Genomic DNA, 25,997 nt, shown 5'->3' with positions numbered 1-25,997 from the left:
AGTTACTTCTTCACCGCCGGTGGGACGTGCTTTGTGATTGCTTCTGCAGCTTCGCCCTCAAGCGCCTTTGCAGCCGCTTCGTTCAAAGCTGGAGCCACTGATGACTTAAATTGCTTCTTGAAATCAGCAACTGCAGAAACCATCTTGGCCACAGTGTCATCTTCGAGCTGCTTAGTCTCAGAGATCACGGTAAAGATCTCTTTACGTTCGCGGCCAATGAAGTCCAGTAGTTCGCCTTCAAAGCGACGGATATCAACAACAGCAACATCATCTAGCGCACCTGAAGTTCCGGCCCAGATTGAAACAATCTGACGCTCGAGTGAATATGGTGAGTACTGACCCTGCTTAAGCAGTTCCACCATCCGTGCACCACGCTCAAGCTGAGCCTTTGATGCCGCATCAAGATCTGAACCGAAAGCAGCGAATGCTTCGAGCTCACGGAACTGAGCGAGGTCAAGACGAAGACGACCAGCAATCTTCTTCATCGCCTTAGTCTGAGCTGAACCACCCACGCGAGAAACAGAGATACCTACGTTAATCGCTGGGCGTACACCTGCGTTAAAGAGATCTGTTTCAAGGAAGCACTGTCCGTCAGTGATAGAAATTACGTTTGTCGGAATAAACGCGGAAACGTCATTTCCCTTAGTTTCAATGATTGGCAGGCCAGTCATGGAACCGCCACCGAGTTCATCGGAAAGCTTTGCGCAACGTTCTAGCAAACGTGAGTGTAAGTAGAAAACATCGCCTGGGTAAGCCTCGCGGCCTGGTGGGCGACGAAGTAGAAGTGAGACTGAACGATAAGCCTCAGCTTGCTTTGAAAGATCATCAAAAACAATCAGAACGTGCTCGCCTTTATACATCCAGTGCTGACCAATTGCAGAACCGGTATATGGCGCAAGGTACTTGAAGCCTGCTGGATCTGATGCGGGAGATGCCACGATTGTTGTGTATTCCATCGCGCCAGCTTCTTCGAGTGCGCCCTTAACGGATGCAATCGTTGAACCCTTCTGGCCGATAGCGACGTAGATGCATTTAACCTGCTTCTTCTTATCGCCAGTCAGCCAGTTTTCGCGCTGGTTAATAATTGTGTCGATTGCAACTGCAGTCTTTCCGGTCTGACGGTCACCAATGATGAGCTGACGCTGTCCACGACCGATTGCTGTCATCGCATCGATTGCCTTAATACCTGTGGCCATTGGCTCCTTAACAGGTTGGCGCTGTACAACAGATGGTGCCTGAAGTTCCAGCGCACGACGGGCATCAGGAGTGATCTCACCTTTGCCATCGATTGGACGGCCGAGTGGGTCAACAACGCGACCGAGGAAGCCATCACCAACAGGAACAGAGAGAACTTCACCTGTACGACGTACAGAAGTTCCTTCTTCAATGCCTGCGTAATCGCCCAAGATAACAACACCGATTTCGCGCACGTCGAGGTTAAGTGCGAGTCCTAGTGTTCCGTTCTCGAACTGAAGTAGTTCGTTAGCCATTGTTGAAGGAAGACCTTCAACACGGGCGATTCCATCGCCTGCCTGGCTTACTGTTCCGACTTCGTCACGAGCCGCGGTGCCTGGATCGTATGACTTAACGAAGTTCGCTAAGGCATCCCGAATTTCATTCGGTTGGATCTTGAGCTCTGCCATGAGTTTCCCCTTTATTCCTATTTATTTCCAGCAAGTGCACGTCCGGCACTTGCAAGTCGATGTGAAACGCTTCCATCTACAAGTTCATCTGCAAACTTCACTGAGACTCCACCAAGAATTGATGGCTCTACCTCAATGTTGACGCGGATTGGTTGCCCAACCTGCTTTTCAATCGCCGTTGCCAGGCGTGATTTCTGTGCTTCTGTTATCTGTGTTGCTACCCGAATCACTGCAATCAAACGATTGCGACGATTTGCCAGGCCAAAGAGATAGTCAGCAAATGCTGCTTCAATACTGCGACCGCGAAGACTTGATACCAGCGCCACTGCTAACTTCACAGTTGATGCTGATGCTTTCTTGCCAAGTATTTCAGTGACAAGAGCTGACTTTGCTTGCACTGTTCCGGCACCTACTAGCGCCTTGCGCAGTTCGAAGTTATCGACCACGAGTTCAGATGTCTCAAAGAGCTCATCTTCTACGCGATCGAGTTCATTGCTTACATTTGCAGCTGATGCTTCTGCTTCAATCGCCAGCTGCTCAAGTACATGCACTAGGTCTCCTGCAGCTGACCAACGAAGTGTTGATACATCTGTGAGTATTTCTAGCGCTGGCGCTGAGAGTGATTTTGCAAAGAGATCCTTCACGAGTGCACCCTTTGAGGCGGCATCGCGAGCAGGGTCGGCAAAGGCACGGCGAATTGAAGTGTTTTTAGCCAGAACGTCGGCGGCAAAGAAAAGTTGAGAAGAGAGCTCAGATGAAGTGGGAGCGCTTGCGCCTTTAACGGCAGCATCAAGTGCGGCGCGTGCAACCACGAGTGATTGACGGCTACTTCCTCCGAGGTGAATTCTCATTTTTCCTTACTTACTCTTCTCGAGGTCTTCGATAAAGCGATCCACGATCCGTGATTGACGGGCCTGGTCATCTAGCGCTTCCCCGACAATCTTTGATGCGAGCTCGACGGCAAGTGCGCCCACTTCATTACGAAGTGATGTCACTGCTTGCTGACGTTCTGCCTCAATAGATGCATGTGCTGCTGCTGTGATGCGAGCCGCTTCCTCTTGCGCCTTTGTGCGAAGCTCTTCGATAATCGCTGCGCCTTGAACGCGCGCCTCTTCTCGAAGTCGTGATGCTTCACCTTGCGCAGATGAAAGTTGTTCGTTGTATTGAACGAGAGCGCGCTGTGCTTCTTCCTGCGCTTTTTCGGCTCGCTCTAAACCGCCTTGAATTGCTTCGGTGCGGTCAGTAAATGCCTTTTCAAACTTTGGCACTACCGCCTTGCGAAGCACTAGGAATAGCAGGGTGAAGGCAATTGCACCAACGATTAATTCAGCGGTATGCGGAATTAATGGGTTGAGTGGTTCTCCCCCGGCAAGCAAATTAATTGAGCGCATTAGTCTTCCTAATCCTTCTTAGTTATTAGAGAACGAATGCGAGTACGAGACCGAAGAGTGCGAGTGCTTCAGCAAGTGCGAATCCGAGGAACGCGATTGGCTGGAGAACGCTACGTGCTTCTGGCTGACGAGCTACGCCGTTGATATAAGCAGCGAAGATCATTCCTGTTGCAATTGCTGGACCAATTGCTGATAGGCCAAAACCGACCAGGTTGAGTGTGCCTGTCATTTTTTCTTACCTTTCGTTTGGTTATTCATTAGGTGGTGCGTTTAGTGCTCGTCGGCAAGGGCGCCGGCGATGTAGAGAGCTGTAAGCAGGGTGAAGATATATGCCTGAAGGCATTGCACCATAAATTCGAAGAATGTAAGGGCAATACCAAATGCAAATGAGAATGGGCTAAATAACTTCATGATCAGATGTGAATCATGCAACATGTAGTCACCACCCATAATGAATACGAGCAAGAGCAAGTGGCCCGCGAACATATTTGCAAAGAGACGAAGTGAGAGCGTCAATGGACGCACGAGGAAGAATGTGGCAATTTCAATCGGTGTCAGCAAGATGTAAACCGGCTTAGGAACACCTGGCATAAAGGCAATCTCTTTCAGGTATGCACCCAGTCCCTTTTTGCGAATACCAACGTAGTGAAAGACTCCGAATGAGAAGATTGCAAGCACGTATGGGAAGGCAACGTGAGACATTGCTGGGAATTGCAAGAATGGAACGATTCCAAAGATGTTGTTGGTGAGTACAAAGGTAAAGAGGGTGAATAGGTATGGCACAAAGCGCATGAATTCATGGCCGATAACATCGCGAGCAAGATCATTACGGACAAAGGCGTAGATGCTTTCACCAGCAAATTGCAGCTTTGAAGGAACTACTGCCGCTTTGCGGGCAGAGAGAATGAAGAAAACTGAAACGAGAATTACGGAGAGAAAAACAAGTAGAACGGGCTTAGTCAGCCAAGGAATTGATTCAGTAAGTGGAGGAAGGTTGAAGTCGTTAGTGCTTGGTGGGACGAATCCATCACCAGCTGCGTATAAGTTAACAAACGCGCGCACACACACTCCTTGAAACTCTAAAAGGGTTGTAACCATTCGCTGGGGAAGCGGTAAAGCAGGCTTACCTTATGGGCAAAACCGGCTCCCTGTGAAATCCAAATCCTGGGGATTTATATGCTTCGGCTCACTTACTCGCGGCCGAATCGCAGCCAGATGAGGTAAAGCGCCCCTCCGGCTCCCACCAAAAGACCCACAAGGGTCAGGTAAGTGGTCTCAAGAAAATGGTCTGCCGCCCAGCCAGCTCCCCCCCAAAAAAGTAGCCCTGATATGAGATAGCCGAAGATCGACCATAGGGCGTTCTCATCGCGGCGGTTAGCTGGTTCGTTGGTCATGGGGTAATGGTAGATGAGTTTTCAACTTCAAATAACTCGCGATTTCTCCGCCTAGCCAGGCGAAGGTCAGGGCGATAGCAGTGACGCCAAAGCTGGTTCGGTCGATACTGGAACGATCGGTGTAAGTAGTCAGCGCCCATAAAAAAGCTCCGAGAAGTAAGAACTTGGCAAAGTAGGAGAACATCGCCAGTGCCATGGTGCTCATGGGATCAAGATTGCGTGAAATTTTGGAAACTAAGATATGCACTAAGAAATAAATCAGCACGACTGCTTGCGCAAGGAGTGCTCCGTAAAATCCGGAAAGTCCTTGAATAATAGTGAAGACCACAATTGCAATCAGACCAACAAGCAACGTTGGAACGAGGGCGCCTCGCAGTAGCTGCGCTTCATTACTTTTTTGCTTGCTCATATTTACGCCCTCCACTTCTTGTGAAGTAAATCGCAAATGCCAGCATGAGGCCTGCAACGAGTGCTGATACCCAGAGCGGTTCAAATGCTGAAACCACAACAGGAAGTGCAATTGTTGCGGTCCACACATACATAATCAGTGCAGTACGCAAATGTGAATTTCCAGCACGCAATAATCGGTGATGTATATGCTCTTTATCTGAACTAAATGGGGATTGACCTGCACGTAATCTGCGGATGATGGCCGAAAATAGGTCAATAAGTGGAATAGCAAGGACTGCAAAGGGAAGAGCTAGTGGAAGCAGTGTGGGCCCTAACTTCTCGGCAGAGATTGCATTCGGATCAATCTGTCCGGTTAATGTGATTGCAGAGGCGGCAAGTAATAAGCCAAGGAACATCGAGCCGGAATCGCCCATAAAAATCTTGGCTGGATGAGCATTATGTGGCAGAAATCCAATACAGACACCAATAATGACTGCGGTAATAAGAGATGGTGCACCTGCGCGATTAAAGCCATAGACAACGGCGAGCAGGTAGGCAAAGGCAAAGAAAGCGGCCCCTGAAATTGCCACGATGCCAGCCGCCAAACCATCTAGCCCATCAATAAAGTTGACTGCATTAATTGTTACCAGGACTATCAAGACAGTCACTAATTGACCAATGCTGGGTGGCAAAGTGATAACGCCATTAATTGGTAACCACAAAACTTGAATACCGAAGAGGAGCAATATTCCTGCAGCAAGTGCTTGGCCTGCTAATTTGGTGAGGGCATCGAGTTCAAAGCGATCATCAACTAATCCAATAGCAACTAATAGCGTGGCGGCCAGGAATATTCCAACTGTTTCACGACCGAAAGATTTTCCAACAAGTGATAAATGATTGACTATGGCAAAGGTGAGCGCCATGGCTATCCACATCGCAAGGCCGCCCCAACGTGGAGTTGGAGTTGTGTGAATATCGCGAGTACGAATATGAGCAACGGCGCCGACCTTAATTGCCAAGGTGCGCACAAATGGAGTGATTACATAGCACAGCGCTGCCGCTAAGAGGAGGGTTACTAAGTACTCACGCATTGCTGTGGGTTACTTACGCCTCGTAGATAGGAAAGCGTGCGGTAAGAGCGTGCACTTCAGATTTAATCGCAGCATGTGCTGATGCATCATCTGTCTTAATGGCGCGAGCAATCAGAGATGCGATTGTCTTCATCTCCCCTGTTCCCATTCCCTGCGTTGTAGTTGCTGGGGTTCCAACGCGAATACCTGAAGTAACAGATGGTGCTTCTGGATCATAAGGAATGGAATTCTTATTAAGAACAATGCCGGCCGCACCACAACGCTCGTCCGCTACTTTTCCATTAACCCCGGTTGAGCGAATATCAATGAGCGCCAAGTGGGTCTGGGTTCCACCAGAAACTGCGCGCATGCCTTCTGCTTCAAGGGCGGCGGCCAATGATTGTGCGTTGACGATGACATCTTTTGCATACTTTTGATAGGCCGGAGTTGCACACTCTGCAAGTGCGATCGCTTTGCCTGCAACTGCCGACATGATCGGACCACCCTGCATGCCAGGAAAGACTGCCTTATCAATTGCTGCTGCATGCTCTGCCTTGGATAAAATCATTCCACCACGTGGACCGCGCAATACTTTATGAGTAGTAAATGAAACTACATCTGCATATGGCACAGGTGACGGAATCGCTTTACCGGCAACGAGTCCAATGAAGTGAGCAGCATCTACCCACATGATTGCCCCGACTTCATCACAAATCGCGCGTACTTTCTCAAAGTCAATCAACGATGGGTAAGCCGTTGCACCTGAACAAATCATCTTCGGCTTGTTGGCAATAGCTAAGTCGCGTAGCTCGTCGTAATCAATAAGTTCATTGTCTTGGCGCACACCGTAAGAAACGATGTTGAACCATTTACCGGAAAAGTTAACTTTGGATCCGTGGGTCAGGTGGCCACCATGTGGAAGTGACATCGCAAGGACGGTATCTCCCGGCTTGGTAAATGCTTGATAGACCGCGATATTTGCACTCGCACCTGAATGGGGTTGCACATTTGCATGCTCTGCACCAAAGAGAGACTGTGCGCGCTCGATCGCAATATTCTCGGCCTTATCAACTTCTTCACACCCACCGTAGTAACGCTTGCCCGGATAACCTTCCGCATATTTATTCGATAGCGTTGAACCGAGGGCTGCGAGTACCGCGCGTGATGTGAAGTTCTCGGAGGCAATCAGTTGCAGATTGGTCTGTTGACGCTTGAGTTCCGAGAGCAACACCGCAGCAATATCAGGGTCTTGCTTGGAAAGAAGTGTGAAATCTGGGCCATAGAAGGTTTCGGACATGGGCGTCAGCCTAATAGTTCTTGGTAGGTAGTGACTATTCAGAAACGCTCGGGGCGATTTTTCTCACTTGGGCAGCCGAAATAGCGCCTTCGCGCAGGATGTGAAGTCCGCCATTTCTCTGTTCAATCACAGTTGTGGGCTGGCCTGATTTCAGCACCCCGTTATCAAATACGGTTGCAACATCCCAGCTCTTGATTGCACTGCGATCAACTGCGAGCATCGGTGCATCTCCTGCCGGTGAAGCACTAGCTGCGGCAAGTGGACCTGACTCTTTAAGCAGAGCGCGCAGGAAACGTGATTTTGGAACTCTGATGCTAATTAAATCAAGTGAGTTGTCATCACCAAGATCCCAATTAAGTCCTCGGTTAGGTGCCAGATTAAGTGAGAGTAAGCCCGGCCAGAATTCATCCATCAATTTCTGTGCATCGCCCGGCACATCCCGCGTAATTCCTTGCACGGTCTGGGCTGAATGACAGAGAACTTGGGCAGATATTCCTAGCTCATCACCACGCAAGACATGCATCGCACGCACAGCAAAATGCGAGAACGCATCAGCTAGATAAATGTAGCCATGCTCTGCTGGTACAACAATGACGTAACCATCGCGAATAGATTTAAGAGCTTTGGCAATATGGTTCTTTGACTCACCTTTTTTTAGGTCAATACGAGGAGCCATCGTTATCTCCTCACCGCGGTGGTAAAGCGCGGACGTCCAGTCAAATCCTGATGCAGAAGAATATCTTGGAAATCTATATTAAGTACGGCAGCAATTTCATCACCCTGTGATTCATGATGTTCAATTGCAAGGAATCCTCCAGGCTTAAGCAGCCGCGCGCTAGCTGCGATAAAAAGCCTTGGAGCTTTCATTCCATCTGCCCCACCAAAGAGGGCTATTGCAGGTTCATGATTGCGCACATCAGCTGGTAACTCTTGACCGTCGGCAATATATGGTGGATTTGCAATGACTACATCGCATTTCACGCCATCGAGGGCGGTCGAAACATCTGATTCAACTATGCGCACTTTTTCATCAATAAAAGAGATGTTCTCTTTCAGCCAGTAAATTGCTTCTGCACTCTTTTCTACTGCAATCACATGAGTATTGGGCGCTTCGGTAGCAATTGCTAGCGCAAGTGCGCCAGAACCCGCACCGAGATCAACAACACTGATGGCGCCACTTAACTTTTCAATATGGGTAAGTACAGATTCGACGAGTAACTCACTCTCCGGCCGTGGCACTAGAACGCCAGGACCGACTTTGATCTCTAGATGTCTAAAGTAAGCAACACCGGTGAGATATTGCAGGGGTTCGTTGGCACATCTGCGATCAAGTAGCTTCCAGAAAGTCTCTTCCACAATAGAAATATCTCCAATTGCAGTCAGTGCATTTTCAACTGTGAGCGGGTTATGTAGATCCATGCGAGTTAAGCCAAGTGTGTGCGCAAGGAGATGTTCGGCTTCGACCTCTGCAAAGCCTGCAGCTGATAACTGCTCCTTACCGCCTCGTAAGAATTCTTTGAAGGTAAGTTCCATAGTTTTCGCCAGGCTTTATCTTTAGTTAGTAGCGGAGAGCTTTGCTGCTCTGTCAGCATCGAGGAGTGCTTGCACAACCTCATCTAGCTCACCGTTAAGGACAGCATCTAAGTTATTTGCTTTGTAATTCACGCGGTGGTCACTGAGGCGATTCTCTGGGTAGTTATATGTGCGAATTCGCTCAGAACGATCAACTGTGCGCACCTGGCTTTTGCGCTCGGCCATTGCAGCAGCTTCAGCCTTCTCTTGCGCATCGGCCAAAAGGCGAGCACGCAAGATGCGAAGGGCTGATTCTTTATTCTGTAGTTGAGATTTCTCGTTCTGACACGAAACGACAATGCCAGTGGGAACGTGAGTAAGTCGCACCGCAGAGTCAGTGGTGTTTACCGACTGTCCTCCGGGACCGGATGAGCGATAGACATCTACGCGCACATCATTCATATTGAGCTCAACATCAACCTCTTCTGCTTCCGGCAAGACAAGTACGCCGGCAGCCGAAGTGTGGATACGCCCTTGGCTCTCAGTCTCTGGCACACGTTGCACGCGATGTACTCCGCCCTCAAATTTAAGTCGTGCATACGGTGTTGTTCCAGGCTCTGGCGTTCCTTTTGATTTCACCGCCATCGAAATATCTTTATAACCACCGAGTTCTGATTCGTTCATATCAAGAATTTCAATTTTCCAACCACGCTTTTCGGCATAGCGCTGATACATACGTACTAAATCGCCAGCAAAGAGCGCCGATTCATCTCCGCCTGCACCAGCTTTGACTTCAATGATGACATCTCGGTCATCGTTGGGATCACGCGGCAATAACAACTCTTCTAACTTCTGCGCCGCTGCCTCAACAACTGCCTGCATTGCCGGAATTTCAGCGGCGAAAGATGCATCATCTTCTGCCATCTCTTTAGCTGCCTCTAAATCATCTGCGGCAGATTTCCATGCATTAAATCCGGCAACGACTGGACCAAGCTGGGCATAGCGACGACCCAATTTACGGGCGTTGCCTTGATCTTCATGGATGGATGGGTCAGCCATCTTTGTTTCAAGTTCTTGATATTCACGCACCATCTCATGTGCTGATGCAAAACGATCGTTAGCCATATGACCTCATCCTTTCTCGCTCGTAATTTTGAATAACTCTTTTTGTTTCTTTGGAGAAATAAAAAGACCGCGCCGCAACCTTTCGGCTGCGATGCGGTCTCTTTAGAAAGCTAGTTAGCTGCTTTTTTACCGAAACGCTCTTCGAACTTAGCGACGCGTCCACCGGTGTCAAGGATGCGCTGCTTACCTGTGTAGAACGGGTGGCAGACTGAGCAAACTTCAACGTAGATAGATCCACTTGCAACTGTTGAGCGGGTGACAAACTTTTCACCGCAACCACAGGTTACTTGGGTCTCTTTATATTCTGGGTGAATATCTTTCTTCATCTTCTTTTCCTTTTCTATGGCTGGGTCCGTGATTAACGGTGAACCAGTTCATCGCCATGGGGTGGCAATAGGGGTCAATCTTCTCTTAAAAGCAGTAATCCACAAAATCCACGCGGGAAAGTGAGCTTACTTACTGTCGTCCGGTCCTGATGTTGTCTTCTGAATCTGCATCAAGAATTCAACGTTGGACTTTGTGCCCTTCATCTTCTCGAGCAAGAGTTCAAGTGCTGCCTGTGGTTCAAGTGCGTGCAGAACACGACGTAGTTTCCAGACAATGTTGAGCTCTTCCGTTCCCATAAGGATTTCTTCCTTACGTGTACCTGATGCAACAACGTTAACTGCCGGGAAGATGCGCTTATCGGCCATTCTGCGATCAAGGATGAGTTCCATGTTTCCGGTTCCCTTGAACTCTTCGAAGATCACTTCATCCATACGAGATCCGGTATCAACCAGAGCTGTTGCAAGAATGGTAAGCGAACCGCCATCTTCAATATTACGAGCTGCACCGAAGAACTTCTTTGGTGGATAGAGAGCTGCTGAATCAACGCCACCGGAGAGAATTCGGCCAGATGCTGGAGCTGCGATGTTATAGGCGCGACCAAGACGTGTGATTGAGTCAAGAAGTACTACGACATCGTGACCCATTTCAACCAGACGCTTCGCGCGCTCGATTGCAAGCTCGGCAATTGTTGTGTGGTCATCAGCAGGACGGTCGAAAGTTGAAGCAATTACTTCACCCTTCACGCTGCGCTGCATATCGGTAACTTCTTCTGGACGTTCATCAACGAGCACAACCATGAGGTGACACTCAGGGTTGTTTGTTGTAATTGCGTTGGCAATTGCCTGCAAGACCATGGTCTTACCCGCCTTAGGAGGCGAAACAATAAGTCCGCGCTGACCTTTTCCAATCGGAGCGATCAAGTCAATCACGCGAGTGGTAAGAATATTTGGCTCTGTCTCAAGGCGAAGACGCTCTTGTGGGTAGAGCGGAACAAGCTTGCCGAATTCAACTCGGTTGCGAGCTTCTTCATATGGTGCGCCATTGATTGTTTCAAGAGTGATCAGTGGGTTGTACTTCTGACGAGTTTCACCTTCACGTGCTTGGCGAACCTGTCCGGTGACAACATCACCTTTACGAAGACCGTACTTACGTACTTGTCCCTGTGAAACATAAACATCATTTGGCCCTGGCAGGTATCCACCGGTACGAATAAATGAGTAGTTATCCATAATGTCGACGAGTCCGCCTACTGGAACCAAAACATCATCTTCACCAACTACCGGTTCGCGCTCTTCTCGGTTTCCACGGTCGCGATTGCGGTCGCGTCCACGGTTACGGTCGCGTCCACGGTTACGGCCACCACGGTCTTCGCGCTCACCTGAATTACGGTCCTGAGGTGCGCTGTTATCTGATGAATCTTCATCGTTATCGTCATCATCATCTGAATTATTTGAATTATCGGAATTCTTATTCTCGCGGTTGCCCTTCTTAGCATTGCGAGCTTCCCGGCGTGCCTCGCGCTCAGCCTTAGCTGCCTCGCGGTTTGACGCCTGGAGATCTGCGATTGCTGTTACAAGTGCATCCTTTTTTAGCTTCGCAGCGTTATCAATACCGAGTTGAGACGCAACTTCCTTTAATTTAGGAAGGGTCATCGCTGAGAGCTCTGGGCTGCTGGAACGAATTGGTTCTGTTGTTGTCATGTATTTCTTTTCAGTTTGGGGCTTACCTATATAAGTGAAACCCAGGGTTAATTTCTTTAGCTTCTTGGATTTATCAATTCTTACTCTGCCCTTACTTACCGGGTCGAACTGATGGCAAAACTATAGCAGGCTGGCTCCACGAGGAGCAATTTCCAGAGATTTACCTTCAAATGTAGCGCCTCCAGCACGGGCGAGCTGTTCACTCTCTTCCTGGTCGCCAGTATGCAAAGCCATGACAGTAGGACCCGCGCCAGAGATAAAGGCTGCAACTCCGGCAGCACGTAACTTTGTCATCAGTGCAAATGAGGCTGGCATGGCATCACTTCGATATGACTGATGCAAGAAATCCTCTGTTGCCGAAAACAATAGATCTGGACGAATAGTCAGCGCGTGCATGAGTAGCGCCGTGTTGGTGCTGTTGCGTTGGGCATCTGCAAATGGAATTGATGAAGGCAAGAGTGTGCGGGCTTTCTTAGTTGCAAGAGTTGTACTAGGGATGAATGCCATGGCACGAATACGAAGATCTACCGGAATCTGAATTGCGTGCGCTACTTCTTTTCCATTCACAACGTCTTTCCAGGCAACAGTTGCGCCACCATAGAGAGCAGCTGCCACATTATCCGGATGGCCTTCCATCTCGCTTGCAAGGTTAAGAAGTGCCTCATCGCTCATTTTATCTGTGCCAGTGAGCACGAGCGCTCTTGCTAAAACAAGCCCGCCGATAATTGCAGATGCCGAGGAACCAAGTCCGCGACCATGAGGAATGACATTGAGTGCACGAACTGCAACGCCTTTTGGTCTTCCACCTAAGAAATCAAAACCTTTATAGATTGCTTTCACAAGTAAGTTCTTATCTGTGCGCGGAACGTCGTCAGCGCCTTCGCCAGTGACATCAATATCAAGGCCTGGTTCATCAAGAACTTGTGCGACATAACGATCGTGCATAGCAAAGGCTAAGGCGATGGAATCAAATCCCGGACCCACGTTGGCAGAAGTTGCCGGAACCTGTACCTGAATCGGATTCGCTTTAAAAGTTGGTTTGGCCATGAGTTACTTCTTTACCAAGCCGAGCGCTTTTGCGGCAGCATCAGCGTTTACCGGAACTACTACCGGATCTGACGCGCCCTCAAGGGCCCACGGAATATCTTTAAGACCATTACCTGTGCAGGTAATAACAATTGTCTTATCTTTCGGCAGCTTTCCTGCGTTCTTATACTTAATAAGTCCAGCAAGGCCAGCTGCCGAAGATGGCTCACAGAAGATTCCTTCGCGCGCTGCTAACAAGTGATAGGCAGCGAGAATTTCTTCATCTGTGACCGAATCAATAAGCCCACCTGATTCATCGCGGGCAGCGATTGCTTGATCCCATGACGCAGGGTTACCAATTCTGATTGCAGTGGCAATTGTCTCTGGCTTTGCTACCGGAGTTCCGGTCACAAGAGGCGCCGCCCCTGCTGCTTGAAATCCCCACATCTGTGGCAACTTTTTCGAAATCTTGTCGTTGCGATATTCGTTATAGCCCTTCCAATATGCCGTGATATTTCCAGCATTACCTACTGGCATTGTGTGAATATCTGGAGCATCGCCCAACATATCGACTACTTCAAAGGCGGCTGTCTTTTGTCCTTCAATGCGATATGGATTAACGGAGTTCACAAGTGATACTGGGTAGTGCTCGGAAAGATCGCGCGCTAAAACCAAGCAATCATCAAAGTTTCCATCAACTTGTAACAACTTCGCACCATGCACAACAGCTTGTGCCAATTTTCCTAATGCAATCTTGCCTTCCGGAATAAGCACTGCCGGAACCATTCCGGCTTTGACGGCGTAGGCAGCGGCTGCGGCAGATGTATTTCCAGTTGATGCACAAATAACAGCTTTAGCTCCCTCTTCGGCAGCCTTCGATATCGCCATGGTCATTCCGCGATCTTTAAATGAACCAGTTGGATTAATGCCTTCAAACTTTACCCAGACGTTATTGCCGAGCATTTCCGAGAGCACGCAGGCATAGATAAGTGGTGTTCCACCCTCGCGCAAAGTAACAATTGGAGTCTTAGCAGTGACTGGCAGGCGATGGCGATATTCCTCAATCACTCCGCGCCACTGGTGGGCGCCAGATTTCTTAGCGAAGATTCCCATTAGGAGATCGCTCCCTCTACCCGAATCACACTTGAAATCTTTGTCACCATTGGCATCTTCTTTAAGGCTTCAACAGTTGCTTTGAGTTCGCCTTCTGTTGCTCTGTGAGTAACGACGATGAGTTCAGCATCATCGTTGCGGCCATTTTGATCGACAGTTTGAATCGATACCCCTTGGTCGGCAAAGACCTTTGCGATTGCAGCCAGAACACCTGGTTTATCGGCAACTTCTAGGCGAATGAGGAACTTTGTCTTAGTTGTTTCAATCGGAGCAATATTGCGATCTGCATAATCAGTCTCGCGTTGCCCAATTGAATTCAGTGCAATATGGCGTGATACTGCAACGATATCGCCCAAGACTGCTGATGCTGTTGGTTGTCCACCAGCACCGCGACCATAGAACATGAGAGGTCCAGCAGATTCTGCCTCAATAAAGACTGCGTTAAAGGCATCGCGCACCGATGCAAGGGGGTGACTCTTATCAATCATGACCGGGTGAACACGTACCGAAATTTCATCGGCCGGTGTGAGCTCTGCAATAGCAAGTAACTTAATGACGTGGTCCATTGATTTTGCAATCGAGACATCTTCCAGGGTGATATGTGAGATGCCCTCGCGATAAACATCATCGACTGTGACACGAGTGTGGAAGGCAAGTCCAGATAAAATTGCCGCCTTTGCAGCAGCATCAAATCCCTCAATATCTGCAGTGGGATCTGCTTCGGCATAACCAAGTGCCTGTGCTTCTTTTAGGGCATCAGCAAATTCACGGTTATCTTCATGCATCTTTGTAAGAATGTAATTTGTTGTGCCGTTCACAATTCCCATCAGCCGTGTAACAAAGTCACCAGCTAAAGAATCGCGCAGTGGTCGAATAATTGGAATCGCACCAGCCACCGATGCCTCGTAGTAGATATCTTCACCTTTGGCATAGGCGGCAGTAAAGAGGTCTGCGCCATGGCTGGCAAGAAGTGCTTTATTGGCTGTCACAATTGATTTGCGATTATTGATTGCCAACATGGCAAGTTCACGGGCAGGCTCAATGCCACCCATGACTTCAACTATGAGATCAATTTCAGGATCGTTAACAATAGAAAATGGATCGGTTGTAAAGAGTGCTGGAGCTAAACCTGGATAAGGCTTAAGTGTGCGCACGGCGATACGAGTAAGTTCAATCTTTACCCCAGCACGAGTTGAGAGTTCGGCAGTATCTTCCAGGAGAAGACGTGCTACTTGGCTGCCCACAACACCGCAGCCGAGCATGCCGACGCGAACGGGTTTATCTGCTGGGCTCATCTGCCTATTCTTTCACATCGAGAGCAAGCAGATCTGCCTCATTTTCTCGACGAACAATTACGCGTGCTTTTCCATCTTTTACAGCAACAACTGGTGGTCTAGGCACGTGATTGTAATTACTCGCCATGCTGCGGCCATAAGCACCTGTTGCCGGGGTAGCAATGAGATCTCCTGGGGCAATATCTGAAGGAAGTTGGATATTGGCAATAATGATGTCGCCAGTTTCGCAATGCTTGCCAACGAGTCGAGCTAAGACATGTGGCGCAGCTGATGCACGTTGGGCAATAACAGCGGTGTATTCGGCATCGTAAAGTGCGGTACGTGCATTTTCACTCATACCGCCATCGACTGAAACATATTTACGTACTGTGCCACCATCGAGCACAACATCTTTGACAGTGCCAACTTCATAGAGTGTAAACATTGTTGGGCCCACAATATTTCGACCCGGTTCTAGTGATATCACGGGAATATCAAGTGAGTACTTGGCACATGCCGCTCGCACCGCAGCACCAATCGCGGGCAATACATCGGCAGGTTCAACTGTTACTTCGCCATCAATATAGGCGATTCCGAATCCACCGCCTAAATCAAGTTCCGGGAGTTGTGCGCCATATGAGTCGCGATACTTACCCATGAAGGCAAGAAGTCGGTCGGTTGCTATCTCGTGCGCCTCTACTCCAAATATCTGTGAACCGATATGGCAATGCACGCCACGCAGTTCTAACTCTGGATGTTCTGCGACAGCTTGCACTGCCTGCCAGGCCGCTCCGGATGCAATCGAGAAACCGAACTTCACATCTTCATGGGCGGTAGAAATCTTTTCGTGAGTGTGGGCTTCGATCCCAGGTGTGAGCCGAAGCATGACCCCTTGGCGCACGCCGTGCTTGCGAGCAGCCGCTGCCACGCGCTCAATTTCAAAGAGTGAATCCATAACAATTGTCTTAACTCCAGCAGAAACTGCGCGGTCGATTTCCGCAACAGATTTATTGTTGCCATGTACCTCAATCTTTGCTGGATTGATTCCGCCAGCGAGAGCTACTGCGAGTTCCCCGCCAGTGCAGACATCTATACCAATTCCGATTTCACTAATCCATTGCGCAACAGCAGTACAGATGAAGGACTTTGCTGCGTAGTAGATAGTTCCGGCATGTGGCCCAAATTCACTTTGCAGGCCGTTATGCCAGGCAAGTGCGCGGGCGCGATACGCACCTTCATCGAGGAAGAATGTTGGTGTGCCGAATTCTTTTGCTAATTGTGCTGCAGAAATTCCAGCAAGAGAGAGTGTTCCACCAGATAGGGATGCGTTCTGTGACCACATATTCATACTCATTACTTACATCCTTTCCGGTGCTGATACACCTAGGAGATCAAGACCATTAGCAAGTACCTGCATTGTCGCAGCACAGAGCGCTGCTCGCGCAGAATGAATAGGTGCGATTGCTTCATCGCCCAGCGGAAGCACGCGGCAATCGGCATAGAAGCCGTGATAAACGCCGGCTAACTCTTCGAGATAACGCGCAACCCGATGTGGCTCACGGAATTCTGCAGCGCTAGCAACGATGCGTGGGAAATCTGAGAGGGCTCCAAGAAGCTCATTTTCGCGATCGTGTGTGAGTTGCGATGGGTCAAAGGAGGCAAGGTCAGATTTAATGCCAAGTTCGCCAGTATTACGCAGTACCGCAGCAATTCTTGCATGTGCGTACTGCACGTAATAAACAGGATTCTCATTAGTGTTTCGGCGCAGCACATCGATATCCATCACCATCGGCGTATCTACCGGATAACGAATGAGTGTGTAGCGAGCTGCATCAACGCCCACTTTCTCCACAAGTTCTTCCAGCGTGATGATGGTGCCGGCGCGCTTAGAAAGCTTTACCTCTTGCCCACCTTCCATGATCTTTACCAGCTGGCCAATAAGGACATCAATGTTGTATTCGGGGTTATCACCAGCACAGGCAGCCGTTGCTTTAAGGCGTTGGATATATCCATGATGATCTGCGCCCAGCATATAAATACAGATATCAAATCCGCGTTCTCGCTTGTTGATGTAATAAGCAGTATCAGATGCAAAGTATGTGAGCTCACCATCTGCCTTAATAATGACGCGGTCTTTATCATCGCCAAAATCTGTCGTGCGAAGCCACACTGCGCCATCTACTTCAAAGACATGTCCTTGCGAGCGCAATTTATCAACGCCATGTTCAACGGCGCCAGATTCGTGTAATGAACGTTCTGAGAACCAGACATCAAATGAAGTGTGAAAAGTTTCTAAAACTTGCTGTTGTTGGGCTAACTGCACCTGATAAGCAGCTTCCCGAAACTCTTCTGATGAAGTTATGCCAGGATTGGCAGCAACGACTTCCTTAGCGAGATCTCCAATGTATTGCCCCTGATATCCATCTTCTGGAATCGGATTTCCTTGGGCTGCGGCTTGCACAGATTGGCCAAATAAATCCATCTGGCGTCCGCGGTCATTGATATAAAACTCGCGCGTGACATCTGCTCCGGCCGCACTTAATACTCGACCTAGTGCATCACCGACTGCTGCCCATCTGGTGTGACCGAGGTGCAGTGGCCCGGTTGGGTTAGCGCTAATAAACTCAAGGTTAATTCTCACACCCTGCAGGACAGAGCCGCGGCCGTACTTGCTGCCAGCGCTAAGAATTGTGCGAACAAGTTCAGCCTGGCTTGCGCGGTCAAGAGTGATATTGATGAAGCCAGGTCCGGCGATATCAACTTTGACTACACCTGCAATCGATGTGATCGCTGCCTGCAAAATTGTGGCAATCTCACGCGGGTTCTTGCCGGCTGCCTTTGCTAACTGCAGCGCGATTGATGTGGCGTAATCGCCGTGATCACGATTCTTTGGGCGCTCCAGTGTGATGACAGCCGGAATCTCGCCGGAGATTTCTCCTCGGGCAAATGATGCGGCTATGACCGCCTGGATATCGAGGGCAAGTTGGTCGGCAAGTGAGGCTGCTGAAGTATTTTCATTGCGCGACATTGTGCAAGGTTACCGGTTGCACGCTTAGGCTCGTCGTTATTTGGTGACAAGGGCCAGTTGCCCGTAACCTTCTCCCATATCGCGATGAGAAATCTTTGCGATACGCGGGAGTGGTGAAATGGCAGACACGCAAGTCTTAGGAACTTGTGCTTCGGCGTGCGGGTTCAAGTCCCGCCTCCCGCACCAGATCTATCAGGAGTATCAGGATTAGCCATGGCTAAACAATCACCGGCAAAAATCAAAAAGTTACGCGGTGAAGCCATGCGCGCGGCCGCTGCAAGAAAAGCGGCTCGAGCTGTAAGCCAGAACGAGAATGTGCGCGGTGAAGCAGATCTCGATGCCTATGCCGAAGTCGATGGGCCATGGCGAGAAATCGGGTTAGCAGCTCCAGCACGACGAGCACTCATTGATGAAGGTCTCTATAAATTAAGTGACCTAAGAAAAGTCTCGCTCGATCTGGTCAAGGACTTACATGGCATGGGACCCAATGCAATTCGGATACTCATCTCAGAGATGAAGAAGAAAGACCTCTCCTTTAGAAAATAAGTCTCCTGCAAAGGAGTTGCAAGGGGTTTGCAAAGAGCAGATACTCGCAACTTTGCATTTGATTTCTTCCGAGTTAATATTCTGGCAGTTCACGAGTTCTACGTATTAGCCCCGGCTTAGTAGACGGCAACCCTCCACCGCGGTGGGGTGCTCCGGGTGACGAACTGGTCAGAATAATCATCTGACATCTACTGCGATGGAGATAACTATGTCTAACAATTGGTCATTTGAAACTCTGCAGATTCATGCAGGGCAAACAGCAGATCCAACAACAGGTGCGCGCGCACTTCCGCTTTATCAAACTACGGCCTATCAGTTCCGCGACACCACACATGCGGCAAACCTTTTTGGACTCGCTGAACTAGGAAATATTTACACCCGCATCATGAATCCAACTCAAGATGCAGTGGAGCAAAGACTTGCCGCACTTGAAGGTGGTGTAGCAGCACTGCTACTCGCATCAGGTTCTGCTGCAACTACATTTGCAGTTCTTAACGTTGCCGAAGCCGGAGACCACATCGTCTCTAGCCCAAGCTTGTATGGCGGAACGTATAACCTCTTCCACTACACGCTTCCAAAGTTTGGTATCGAAGTAACTTTCGTTGATGATCCAAATAATCCAGAGTCATGGAAGAAGGCGGTAAAGCCAAATACCAAGGCATTCTTTGGTGAGACGATTGCCAACCCTAAGAATGAAATTCTCGATATTAAAACGATTGCCGATATCGCTCACTCAGTTGGGGTTCCACTGATTGTTGATAATACGGTTGCAACTCCATACCTCATTAAGCCAATTGAATTTGGTGCAGATGTAGTGGTGCACTCAGCGACTAAGTTCCTATCTGGTCACGGAAATGCAGTTGTTGGCGCAATCATTGATGCTGGAAAGTTTGACTACGCACAACATCAAGATCGCTTCCCTGGCTTTAATAAGCCAGATCCAAGTTATCACGGCTTGGTGTTCTCTCAAGCACTCGGTGTAGGTTCAGCATTTGGTGCAAACCTTTCATACATCTTCAAGATACGTCTTCAGTTGCTACGCGATGTAGGAGCTGCAGTATCACCATTTAATGCATGGTTACTCGCGCAAGGACTTGAAACTCTTTCACTGCGCATGGAGCGCCATCTAGAAAATGCTCAGGCCGTTGCAACATGGCTTGAAGCACACCCAGATGTTGAGAAGGTTCACTATGCAAGCCTGGCATCCTCACCATGGCATGCACTTGCGAAGAAGTACACACCAAAAGGATCAGGTGCGGTGCTTTCATTCGAACTCAAAGCCGGAATTGAAGCTGGCAAGAAGTTCGTTGAGTCACTTGAACTCTTTAGCCACGTTGCCAATATTGGTGATGTGCGCTCACTTGTTATCCATCCTGCAACAACCACACACTCTCAGCTCTCACCGCAAGAGCAGTTGGAAGCAGGAGTAACTCCAGGACTTGTACGTCTAAGCCTTGGACTTGAAAATATTATTGATATCAAGGCTGACCTTGAAGCTGGATTTAAAGCGACAAAGGGTTAGGAACTAGATTAAAAAACTGTAAGCAAGAAGCAGGCCGCCGCATACGATTCCGATCGCTGCAGCGGTCTTGCTTTGTAGCCACATTTTGCCGGGCTGTGTGAATGAAATGAGAAGTAGTGCAAGTCCTGGTCCAAATAAAACGAAGCTCTTAAGAAGATTGCCATCAGCCCCAGTTTGATATCGCAGATTGATGAGGCCAATAGCGAGGGCGGCATAAGCGCCCATTCGGAAATTATTTACTCGTGCAATGTTCATGCCTTGATAGTAATGCAGGTTGTGCTGGGAAAGCAGAAGGGCGCCGGTTTCCCGACGCCCTTCCCTAATTAGTATGAGTAATTAGTGATCTGCTGGCATGCCTTCAGCATGTGACTTCATGCGAGCGATCTTCAAGATTGTTAGACCGAATACGCACTTCGCAAGAACGTCTGCGATTGTGTATCCAACCTGAACAGTTACGAATGATGATGCTGAAGCATCACCAACGATGTTGAAGATGTACGCGATTGGGTAAACACCCCATGTTGCGATGAGAAGCAGACGTAGACGTCCAACTGTCTCAGCAACGCCAGCTGGCTGGCGATCGAGTGACTTACCAAGCTCTACGAATAGTACGTAGAGGATGTAGATGAATGGGATTGTTGAAAGAACACCGTAAAGAACCTGTGTGTTCTGGTCTGATGAAATTTCACCTGGGTAACCAAGTGCGATCATCGCAGCTGAAGCTGGTACAAGGCGAGTGATAAGTGACTTTGAAAGTTCCTTAGCAAGTGCCAATACAGCAATAACTTCAACTAGAAGTAGTGGAACAGTTAGAAGCCAGTCAACGTAGCGGTATGCCTCGTTGAATGCGCCCTGCTCACCTGAAACGTTAACCATCATGCCTTCTGATGACTCGCCAAATGAGTTGAAGATACGCCAGTAGTGGTAGCCAGCAATGAATGTAACCATTGATGACATTACAAGAGCGTTACGGTACTTAGGAAGTACGCGTGACTGTGATACGAGGGTATAGATTGTGCATGCGATCATTGAGATCAAACCGAATGAAAATACGTTATAAACGAGGTTCCATTGGTTGCTGTCGAGTGTTACTGACATGTATTAAGCCTCCGTGAGTGCTTATCTATGCAGACCGGGCGGTCCGCACGTTCGGGATATGGCAATTGGAATCCTCGAGGAACCCCAGCGACCACCGACAGACAATATTGTGCGCCAAACCGGGCGAATACGCACCCCCTTACGTGCAAGTGTTTCGCATTTTTTTAAGGCTTCTGAGCGTGATTTAGTAAAATAAATCCATAATTTACCGCTCACCCTCCCAGCTAGCCCTGCATTACTGGTGGGTAAGTAGATTGCCGATAAAAGCCCTAGGCTTCCTACTATGAGTGCCGATCCCGAAGTCCGGCCTCCCAAACTGCGCGGTTGGTTTCACCTCGGTGCCACCCCGGTAGTCATCATCGCTTCACTCGTTCTCTTTATTCTCAGCCGTGAATCCTTGCGGTTTGCTGTCGCGCTCTACTCCATCACGGCAATCATGCTCTTTAGCGTTTCGGCCGTGTATCACCGCGTGCCATGGGTGCCTAGGAAGAAGAAGATATGGCGCCGCTGGGATCATGCCAATATCAATCTACTGATCGCTGGTTCCTACACCCCTTTTGCCGTTGCTCTGCTTGATAACCGCGATAGAAATATTTTGCTGGCAGTGATTTGGATTGGCGCAATATTTGGCGTCGCCATCCGCGTTTTTTGGGTGGGCGCACCGCGTTGGCTCTATGTTGCCAACTACTTAGTACTCGGATGGGTTGCCATCATCTATACCCCCCAGCTTTATCGCGAGGGTGGTTTATGGGTGTTAATTCCTATTCTTATCGGGGGACTTCTCTACTCCATCGGGGCGATTTTTTACGCCTTGAAATTGCCGGGGCGCAACGCCAAGTACTTTGGTTTCCACGAGCTTTTTCACATCTTTGTGCTTGCGGCATGGATTTCGCAGTACCTAGCGGTCTCTTTCGCCATTTACCGAAAGTAGCGCAATGCCCTAATCTAGGTCTCTCACGGGGCGTAGAGCCTGGTGATAAATATCCGATTCGATACCGCGAATGAGAGTTCTCACAATGGCAGAGAAGAATTTCCGCAACTGGGTGGGTTTCCGTGAAGAAACCGATCGTGAACCTATTGCCAACCCGGTTGATCGCATTCGTGATCTTGAGTCTCAATTAGCTGATCTACGTTCACGTCGCGACATCACTGGTCTTACTAGGGAAGAGTTTGAAATCCTTGCCACCGAAACAGCAATGGCGATGATCAAATCAGCGCAAGCTCGCGAGGCAAAGGCACTTTCCACTGCCGACCGTGTCATTTCTGAATCATCACGTACCGCTAAAGATGTTCTTGAGGGTGCTGAGAACAAGGCACGAAGCGTCCTGGCTGGAGCTGAAACTCGAGGGCGTAAATATATTTCCGTAGCTGAACTTGAGGCAGCCGAACTGATTCGTGAGGCAAGTCGTGAGGCAGATCTAGTTATGGAGAGTAAACGCCGCGAAGCTGCTGCACTTGCCACAGCTGCGCGTCGTGAAGCCGAGAGAGTAATCGGTGAAGCATCTGAGAACGTCAATGAGTATCGAGCATGGCTTGCCGAGATCATCACAGATACTGAACGTCTCTATCGCTCGCAAACTCAAGCGTTATCTGCTGCCGAGAGTGCAATCGCACAATCTCGTGACCGATTAGATTCTGCCTTTGCTCGCTTAAGTAAGATGAGCGATGTAGTTGCTAGTGCAATAAATGAAGATGGAACTATTAAAAGTTCTGCTCCTATTGCCGTGGAGAGTAAGCGCACACGAGCGGCTATTAGCGCACCTAAACGTACTAAAAAATCTGCTGCAAAGCGCCCTGTTAAGAAATCTGCTACTAAGCGCAAGTAATTGATATGGCTGCCAATCGCGGTATCCAATACATCCCTGCAATCGATGGGCTTCGTGCACTGGCAGTAATTGCGGTGATGCTTTATCACCTGGGCTTTAATTGGATTCCGGGTGGATTTCTCGGTGTTGATCTCTTCTTTGTCATCTCTGGATATGTAATAACGCGCTTGCTCCTTGATTCTATTGAGCAGAGCGGTGGTCTTGATCTACGCGGCTTTTACCTTGCGCGAGCTCGGCGATTGCTGCCAGCCCTTATCTTTACCGTCACCACGACAACGATTGCAATTGGTATTTGGGCGCCCGATACCATCAAGCGACTTCTCACAGATATGCCATTTTCACTCACAGGCACTATGAATTGGTGGCTGGTAGCGCGTCACCAAGATTATTTCGAAAGTATCGGCAGGCCGCCTCTTCTTCAGCACACATGGTCACTTGCAGTTGAGGCACAGTTTTATCTTCTTTGGCCGCTCATCCTCTACTTTATTCTTAAGCGATTAGGTAAAAGTCGGATACCAATTGCCGCACTTGTTATTGCCGCAGCCTCCGGTATCACGCTGCTTCTTGTTTCATTCTCACTCGATGCCTCAAATGCCTCGAAAGTCAGCCATGTGTACTTCGGAACGGATACGCACAGCATTGGATTGTTCTTAGGTGCAGCACTTGCCGTGAGTTGGATTCCACAGAATTTCACGATCAATGTCAGTAAGAAGGCTCAGGACTTCATCGACGGAATTGGTGTCTTTGGTTTTATTGGAATCATCGCAACTTTTTTACTCATTGATGAATCCAAACCGACCTTATATAAAATTGCCTTCCCGCTTGCTGGACTCTTCGGAGCCTCAATAATTATGTCTGTCGTTCATCCGGCATCTCGCTTCGCACCGATTCTGCAAAATCCTATTCTGGTGTGGATTGGTCAACGTTCATATGCGATGTATTTATGGCATTGGATAATTTTCCAAGTTACTCGCCCAAGCGTTGATCTAGCTGGTCAGATGTGGGCGCTTTATGCACTTCGTATTCTTATTGTCTTTGCGCTAGCTGATATTTCTTTGCGATATGTGGAACAGCCAATTCGTCGAGGAGCTCTCAAACTTTGGCTTAAAGGACTTAAATACAGAACTAGAAAAGAACGCTCGCGACAAACACGTACCTTTGCAGCTGTTTTCGTTGTTGTACTTGCACTTGCTACTGTTGTCAGCGTTCGCGCAGTCTCTATAGGCAATGAACAACGCGCTGCGATTGAGAAAGCTCTCACCGCTCCAGAAATTTCAATCAGTGCCCCGGCATCAGATGGGCTCTGGGTGACAGGTGATTCGGTCATCTTGGGAATTCGCTCCTCACTTGGTGCGCAAAAGCCAATATCGGTGATGAATGCCCGAATTGGACGACAGGCGCCTGAACTATTAGAGGTCATGCAAAGTGATAAGGCTCAAGTGGGCAATTCACCGGTGATTTTTAACCTAGGCAACAACGGAGTATTAAATCGTGATGATGTGCAGGCAATATTCGAGCTTGTGAAAGACCAGCCGCAAGTGATTGTGGTCAATACTGCAGTATCAAGACCTTGGCGAGATGGGAACAATGCATTAGTTGCCGAGGTTGCCCAACAATATTCCACAGTCACGCTAATTGATTGGAATTCAATTTCTATGGGCCATCCCGAATACTTTGCACCCGATGGAATTCACTTAGTGCCGACAGGTGTTGCAGTCTATGTTGGAGAAATTCTCAAGTATTTGAAATGAAAAAACCCCGACCAATTATGGTCGGGGTTTTTCCAATAACTTTTATTCGAACTGACCGGCAAAGCCGAATGGAACTGCAACTCCGAGTGAACCATCTGGGTAGACAGCTGATACGCGGAATGAGGTTGAACCTTCAGTTGCAGTCTTAGCAAACTCTGCAGCATATGTTGTTGCAGAAACCTCTGATACAACTTTCCACTCACCGAGGTTTGCACGAGTCTCTATTGAGTAACCCTTTACTTCTCCAGCTGGTGCTTTCCAAGTAATGACCATGACAGACTTTGAGCTGTCCTTCCAGTTTCCAATGAAACGTGATGGTGCCTCACCTGTTGCGTTAGCAGGATCTGTTACAACTGGTGTTTCCTCAGGTGCTGCAGATTCTGTTGCTGCAGGTGTTTCCTCAGGTGCTGAAGATTCTGTTGCTGCAGGTGTTTCAGTTGCCATCTCATCGCTATCTTTATTTGAATTAGTAATAACGATTGCTCCTACTAAGAGAATTCCAAGTAGAACTGCAAAGAGGGCCTTTGATGACGACTTGCTGTTCGGACTCGTCGCTGGCTTTGAAGCAGCCGCTGGCGTAGCACTTGCTGCTGAAGTACGTGGCGCAGCAGGTGATGGGGTTGTTGAAACATTTACACGAGATCCACCAACTGGTGGAACTGGCGGAATGACAACCTGTGATGCAATCTTTTTGCGCGCAGCAGACTTCTTTACCGTCTTCTTCGCTGTTGACTTCTTTGCGGTTGACTTCTTGGCAACCTTCTTCGCAGTCTTCTTCTTTACAACAGCCTTCTTGACTGCTCTCTTAGGCGCACTCTTCTTCGCTGCGCTCTTTTTCGCAGGAGACTTTTTAGCTGTGCTCTTCTTAGCGGTTGACTTCTTTGGCGCAGCTTTCTTCGCTGCTGACTTCTTCTTTACTGCCACTGTAATCTCCTAGATGGTTGTCGTTCAAAGATGATGGATA

At 48.8% G+C, this 25,997-nt stretch carries 26 protein-coding genes, 1 tRNA gene, 1 pseudogene and 1 riboswitch; of the genes and pseudogenes, 6 read left to right on the top strand and 22 right to left on the bottom strand.

Annotation, left to right across the window (positions count from 1 at the left end; all coding sequences use genetic code 11):
• Positions 1 to 2: 2 nt before the first annotated feature.
• The 19 genes from atpA to argS all read right to left on the bottom strand — a co-directional run bounded on the left by atpA (position 3) and on the right by argS (position 18,290).
• Entirely contained in the window at positions 3 to 1,643 is a 1,641-nt protein-coding gene (gene atpA, locus A1sIIB142_RS01205; RefSeq protein WP_095693336.1) for a F0F1 ATP synthase subunit alpha, read from the bottom strand.
• Positions 1,644 to 1,660: 17 nt separating this feature from the next.
• Positions 1,661 to 2,494, bottom strand: a complete 834-nt coding sequence (locus tag A1sIIB142_RS01200; protein ID WP_095693335.1) for a F0F1 ATP synthase subunit delta — start codon at positions 2,492 to 2,494, stop codon at positions 1,661 to 1,663.
• Positions 2,495 to 2,500: 6 nt separating this feature from the next.
• The gene (locus A1sIIB142_RS01195) at positions 2,501 to 3,034 is read right to left on the bottom strand and encodes a F0F1 ATP synthase subunit B (protein WP_095674432.1); all 534 of its coding nucleotides are present in this window, start codon (positions 3,032 to 3,034) and stop codon (positions 2,501 to 2,503) included.
• Positions 3,035 to 3,059: 25 nt separating this feature from the next.
• The gene (gene atpE / locus A1sIIB142_RS01190; RefSeq protein WP_017954667.1) at positions 3,060 to 3,263 is read right to left on the bottom strand and encodes an ATP synthase F0 subunit C; all 204 of its coding nucleotides are present in this window, start codon (positions 3,261 to 3,263) and stop codon (positions 3,060 to 3,062) included.
• Between the two features lie 41 nt (positions 3,264 to 3,304).
• Positions 3,305 to 4,132 carry a F0F1 ATP synthase subunit A gene (gene atpB, locus A1sIIB142_RS01185; RefSeq protein ID WP_095684379.1) on the bottom strand — a complete coding sequence of 276 codons (828 nt, stop codon included), beginning with the start codon at positions 4,130 to 4,132 and terminating at the stop codon, positions 3,305 to 3,307.
• Between the two features lie 92 nt (positions 4,133 to 4,224).
• Entirely contained in the window at positions 4,225 to 4,428 is a 204-nt protein-coding gene (locus tag A1sIIB142_RS01180) for a hypothetical protein (protein WP_095684378.1), read from the bottom strand.
• Positions 4,409 to 4,837 carry a Cg1360 family ATP-synthase-associated protein gene (locus tag A1sIIB142_RS01175; protein WP_095693334.1) on the bottom strand — a complete coding sequence of 143 codons (429 nt, stop codon included), beginning with the start codon at positions 4,835 to 4,837 and terminating at the stop codon, positions 4,409 to 4,411. Before A1sIIB142_RS01175 ends, A1sIIB142_RS01180 begins: the two co-directional genes overlap by 20 nt.
• The gene (locus A1sIIB142_RS01170; RefSeq protein WP_095674428.1) at positions 4,818 to 5,909 is read right to left on the bottom strand and encodes an MraY family glycosyltransferase; all 1,092 of its coding nucleotides are present in this window, start codon (positions 5,907 to 5,909) and stop codon (positions 4,818 to 4,820) included. The genes A1sIIB142_RS01175 and A1sIIB142_RS01170 overlap by 20 nt, the downstream gene beginning before the upstream one ends.
• Before the next feature lie 13 nt (positions 5,910 to 5,922).
• Positions 5,923 to 7,185 carry a serine hydroxymethyltransferase gene (locus tag A1sIIB142_RS01165; protein WP_095674427.1) on the bottom strand — a complete coding sequence of 421 codons (1,263 nt, stop codon included), beginning with the start codon at positions 7,183 to 7,185 and terminating at the stop codon, positions 5,923 to 5,925.
• A gap of 34 nt (positions 7,186 to 7,219) precedes the next feature.
• Positions 7,220 to 7,861, bottom strand: coding sequence for an L-threonylcarbamoyladenylate synthase (locus A1sIIB142_RS01160; RefSeq protein WP_095693333.1), 642 nt, complete (start codon positions 7,859 to 7,861; stop codon positions 7,220 to 7,222).
• A 2-nt stretch (positions 7,862 to 7,863) separates the two neighbouring features.
• A complete protein-coding gene (prmC, locus tag A1sIIB142_RS01155; protein ID WP_095693332.1) occupies positions 7,864 to 8,718 on the bottom strand; it encodes a peptide chain release factor N(5)-glutamine methyltransferase in 855 nt (284 codons plus the stop codon).
• 21 nt (positions 8,719 to 8,739) lie between these two features.
• Positions 8,740 to 9,822: a peptide chain release factor 1 gene (gene prfA / locus A1sIIB142_RS01150; RefSeq protein ID WP_095674424.1), complete on the bottom strand. Its 1,083-nt coding sequence runs from the start codon at positions 9,820 to 9,822 to the stop codon at positions 8,740 to 8,742.
• 110 nt (positions 9,823 to 9,932) lie between these two features.
• Positions 9,933 to 10,148: a 50S ribosomal protein L31 gene (gene rpmE, locus A1sIIB142_RS01145; RefSeq protein WP_095674423.1), complete on the bottom strand. Its 216-nt coding sequence runs from the start codon at positions 10,146 to 10,148 to the stop codon at positions 9,933 to 9,935.
• Positions 10,149 to 10,274: 126 nt separating this feature from the next.
• On the bottom strand, positions 10,275 to 11,849 hold the full coding sequence (gene rho, locus A1sIIB142_RS01140) for a transcription termination factor Rho (RefSeq protein WP_095684371.1): 1,575 nt from the start codon (positions 11,847 to 11,849) through the stop codon (positions 10,275 to 10,277).
• 120 nt (positions 11,850 to 11,969) lie between these two features.
• Positions 11,970 to 12,896: a homoserine kinase gene (gene thrB, locus A1sIIB142_RS01135; RefSeq protein ID WP_095684370.1), complete on the bottom strand. Its 927-nt coding sequence runs from the start codon at positions 12,894 to 12,896 to the stop codon at positions 11,970 to 11,972.
• A gap of 3 nt (positions 12,897 to 12,899) precedes the next feature.
• The gene (gene thrC / locus A1sIIB142_RS01130) at positions 12,900 to 13,988 is read right to left on the bottom strand and encodes a threonine synthase (protein ID WP_095693331.1); all 1,089 of its coding nucleotides are present in this window, start codon (positions 13,986 to 13,988) and stop codon (positions 12,900 to 12,902) included.
• Positions 13,988 to 15,283, bottom strand: a complete 1,296-nt coding sequence (locus A1sIIB142_RS01125) for a homoserine dehydrogenase (RefSeq protein WP_095693330.1) — start codon at positions 15,281 to 15,283, stop codon at positions 13,988 to 13,990. The genes thrC and A1sIIB142_RS01125 overlap by 1 nt, the downstream gene beginning before the upstream one ends.
• Positions 15,284 to 15,287: 4 nt before the next feature.
• Positions 15,288 to 16,616: a diaminopimelate decarboxylase gene (lysA, locus tag A1sIIB142_RS01120; protein WP_223299201.1), complete on the bottom strand. Its 1,329-nt coding sequence runs from the start codon at positions 16,614 to 16,616 to the stop codon at positions 15,288 to 15,290.
• A 3-nt stretch (positions 16,617 to 16,619) separates the two neighbouring features.
• Positions 16,620 to 18,290, bottom strand: a complete 1,671-nt coding sequence (argS, locus tag A1sIIB142_RS01115) for an arginine--tRNA ligase (RefSeq protein ID WP_095693329.1) — start codon at positions 18,288 to 18,290, stop codon at positions 16,620 to 16,622.
• Positions 18,291 to 18,394: 104 nt separating this feature from the next.
• On the opposite strand from argS, the gene A1sIIB142_RS01110 reads away from it, so the two are divergent.
• The 3 genes and pseudogenes from A1sIIB142_RS01110 to A1sIIB142_RS01100 all read left to right on the top strand — a co-directional run.
• Positions 18,395 to 18,476 (top strand) — tRNA-Leu (locus A1sIIB142_RS01110).
• 27 nt (positions 18,477 to 18,503) lie between these two features.
• Complete coding sequence (locus A1sIIB142_RS01105) at positions 18,504 to 18,836, top strand: helix-hairpin-helix domain-containing protein (protein ID WP_095693328.1); 333 nt, start codon at positions 18,504 to 18,506, stop codon at positions 18,834 to 18,836.
• An 87-nt stretch (positions 18,837 to 18,923) separates the two neighbouring features.
• A riboswitch (SAM riboswitch) is annotated at positions 18,924 to 19,033 on the top strand.
• A pseudogene (locus A1sIIB142_RS01100) lies at positions 18,997 to 20,358 on the top strand (bifunctional o-acetylhomoserine/o-acetylserine sulfhydrylase); the annotation flags it as partial. Its footprint overlaps the riboswitch before it by 37 nt.
• A 3-nt stretch (positions 20,359 to 20,361) precedes the next feature.
• Here A1sIIB142_RS01100 and A1sIIB142_RS01095 read toward each other — a convergent pair.
• Entirely contained in the window at positions 20,362 to 20,613 is a 252-nt protein-coding gene (locus A1sIIB142_RS01095; RefSeq protein ID WP_223298168.1) for a hypothetical protein, read from the bottom strand.
• Positions 20,614 to 20,694: 81 nt separating this feature from the next.
• Complete coding sequence (locus tag A1sIIB142_RS01090; protein ID WP_095674415.1) at positions 20,695 to 21,456, bottom strand: bacteriorhodopsin-like; 762 nt, start codon at positions 21,454 to 21,456, stop codon at positions 20,695 to 20,697.
• Positions 21,457 to 21,739: 283 nt separating this feature from the next.
• Here A1sIIB142_RS01090 and trhA point away from each other — a divergent pair, with 283 nt between their 5' ends.
• The 3 genes from trhA to A1sIIB142_RS01075 all read left to right on the top strand — a co-directional run bounded on the left by trhA (position 21,740) and on the right by A1sIIB142_RS01075 (position 25,033).
• Positions 21,740 to 22,387, top strand: a complete 648-nt coding sequence (gene trhA / locus A1sIIB142_RS01085; protein ID WP_095693327.1) for a PAQR family membrane homeostasis protein TrhA — start codon at positions 21,740 to 21,742, stop codon at positions 22,385 to 22,387.
• Positions 22,388 to 22,472: 85 nt separating this feature from the next.
• Positions 22,473 to 23,282, top strand: coding sequence for a hypothetical protein (locus tag A1sIIB142_RS01080; RefSeq protein WP_095693326.1), 810 nt, complete (start codon positions 22,473 to 22,475; stop codon positions 23,280 to 23,282).
• A gap of 5 nt (positions 23,283 to 23,287) precedes the next feature.
• Positions 23,288 to 25,033: an acyltransferase family protein gene (locus A1sIIB142_RS01075; RefSeq protein WP_095693325.1), complete on the top strand. Its 1,746-nt coding sequence runs from the start codon at positions 23,288 to 23,290 to the stop codon at positions 25,031 to 25,033.
• Positions 25,034 to 25,075: 42 nt separating this feature from the next.
• Here the strand turns inward: A1sIIB142_RS01075 and A1sIIB142_RS01070 are convergent, their stop codons facing one another.
• Positions 25,076 to 25,957 (bottom strand): superantigen-like protein SSL4, encoded by an 882-nt coding sequence (locus A1sIIB142_RS01070; RefSeq protein ID WP_095693324.1) that lies wholly within the window; start codon positions 25,955 to 25,957, stop codon positions 25,076 to 25,078.
• Positions 25,958 to 25,997 lie beyond the last annotated feature (40 nt).

This window comes from Candidatus Planktophila versatilis (assembly GCF_002288345.1).
GTDB classification, from domain to species: Bacteria; Actinomycetota; Actinomycetes; order Nanopelagicales; family Nanopelagicaceae; genus Planktophila; species Planktophila versatilis_A.
This window is presented reverse-complemented; position numbering and strand designations above follow the sequence as displayed.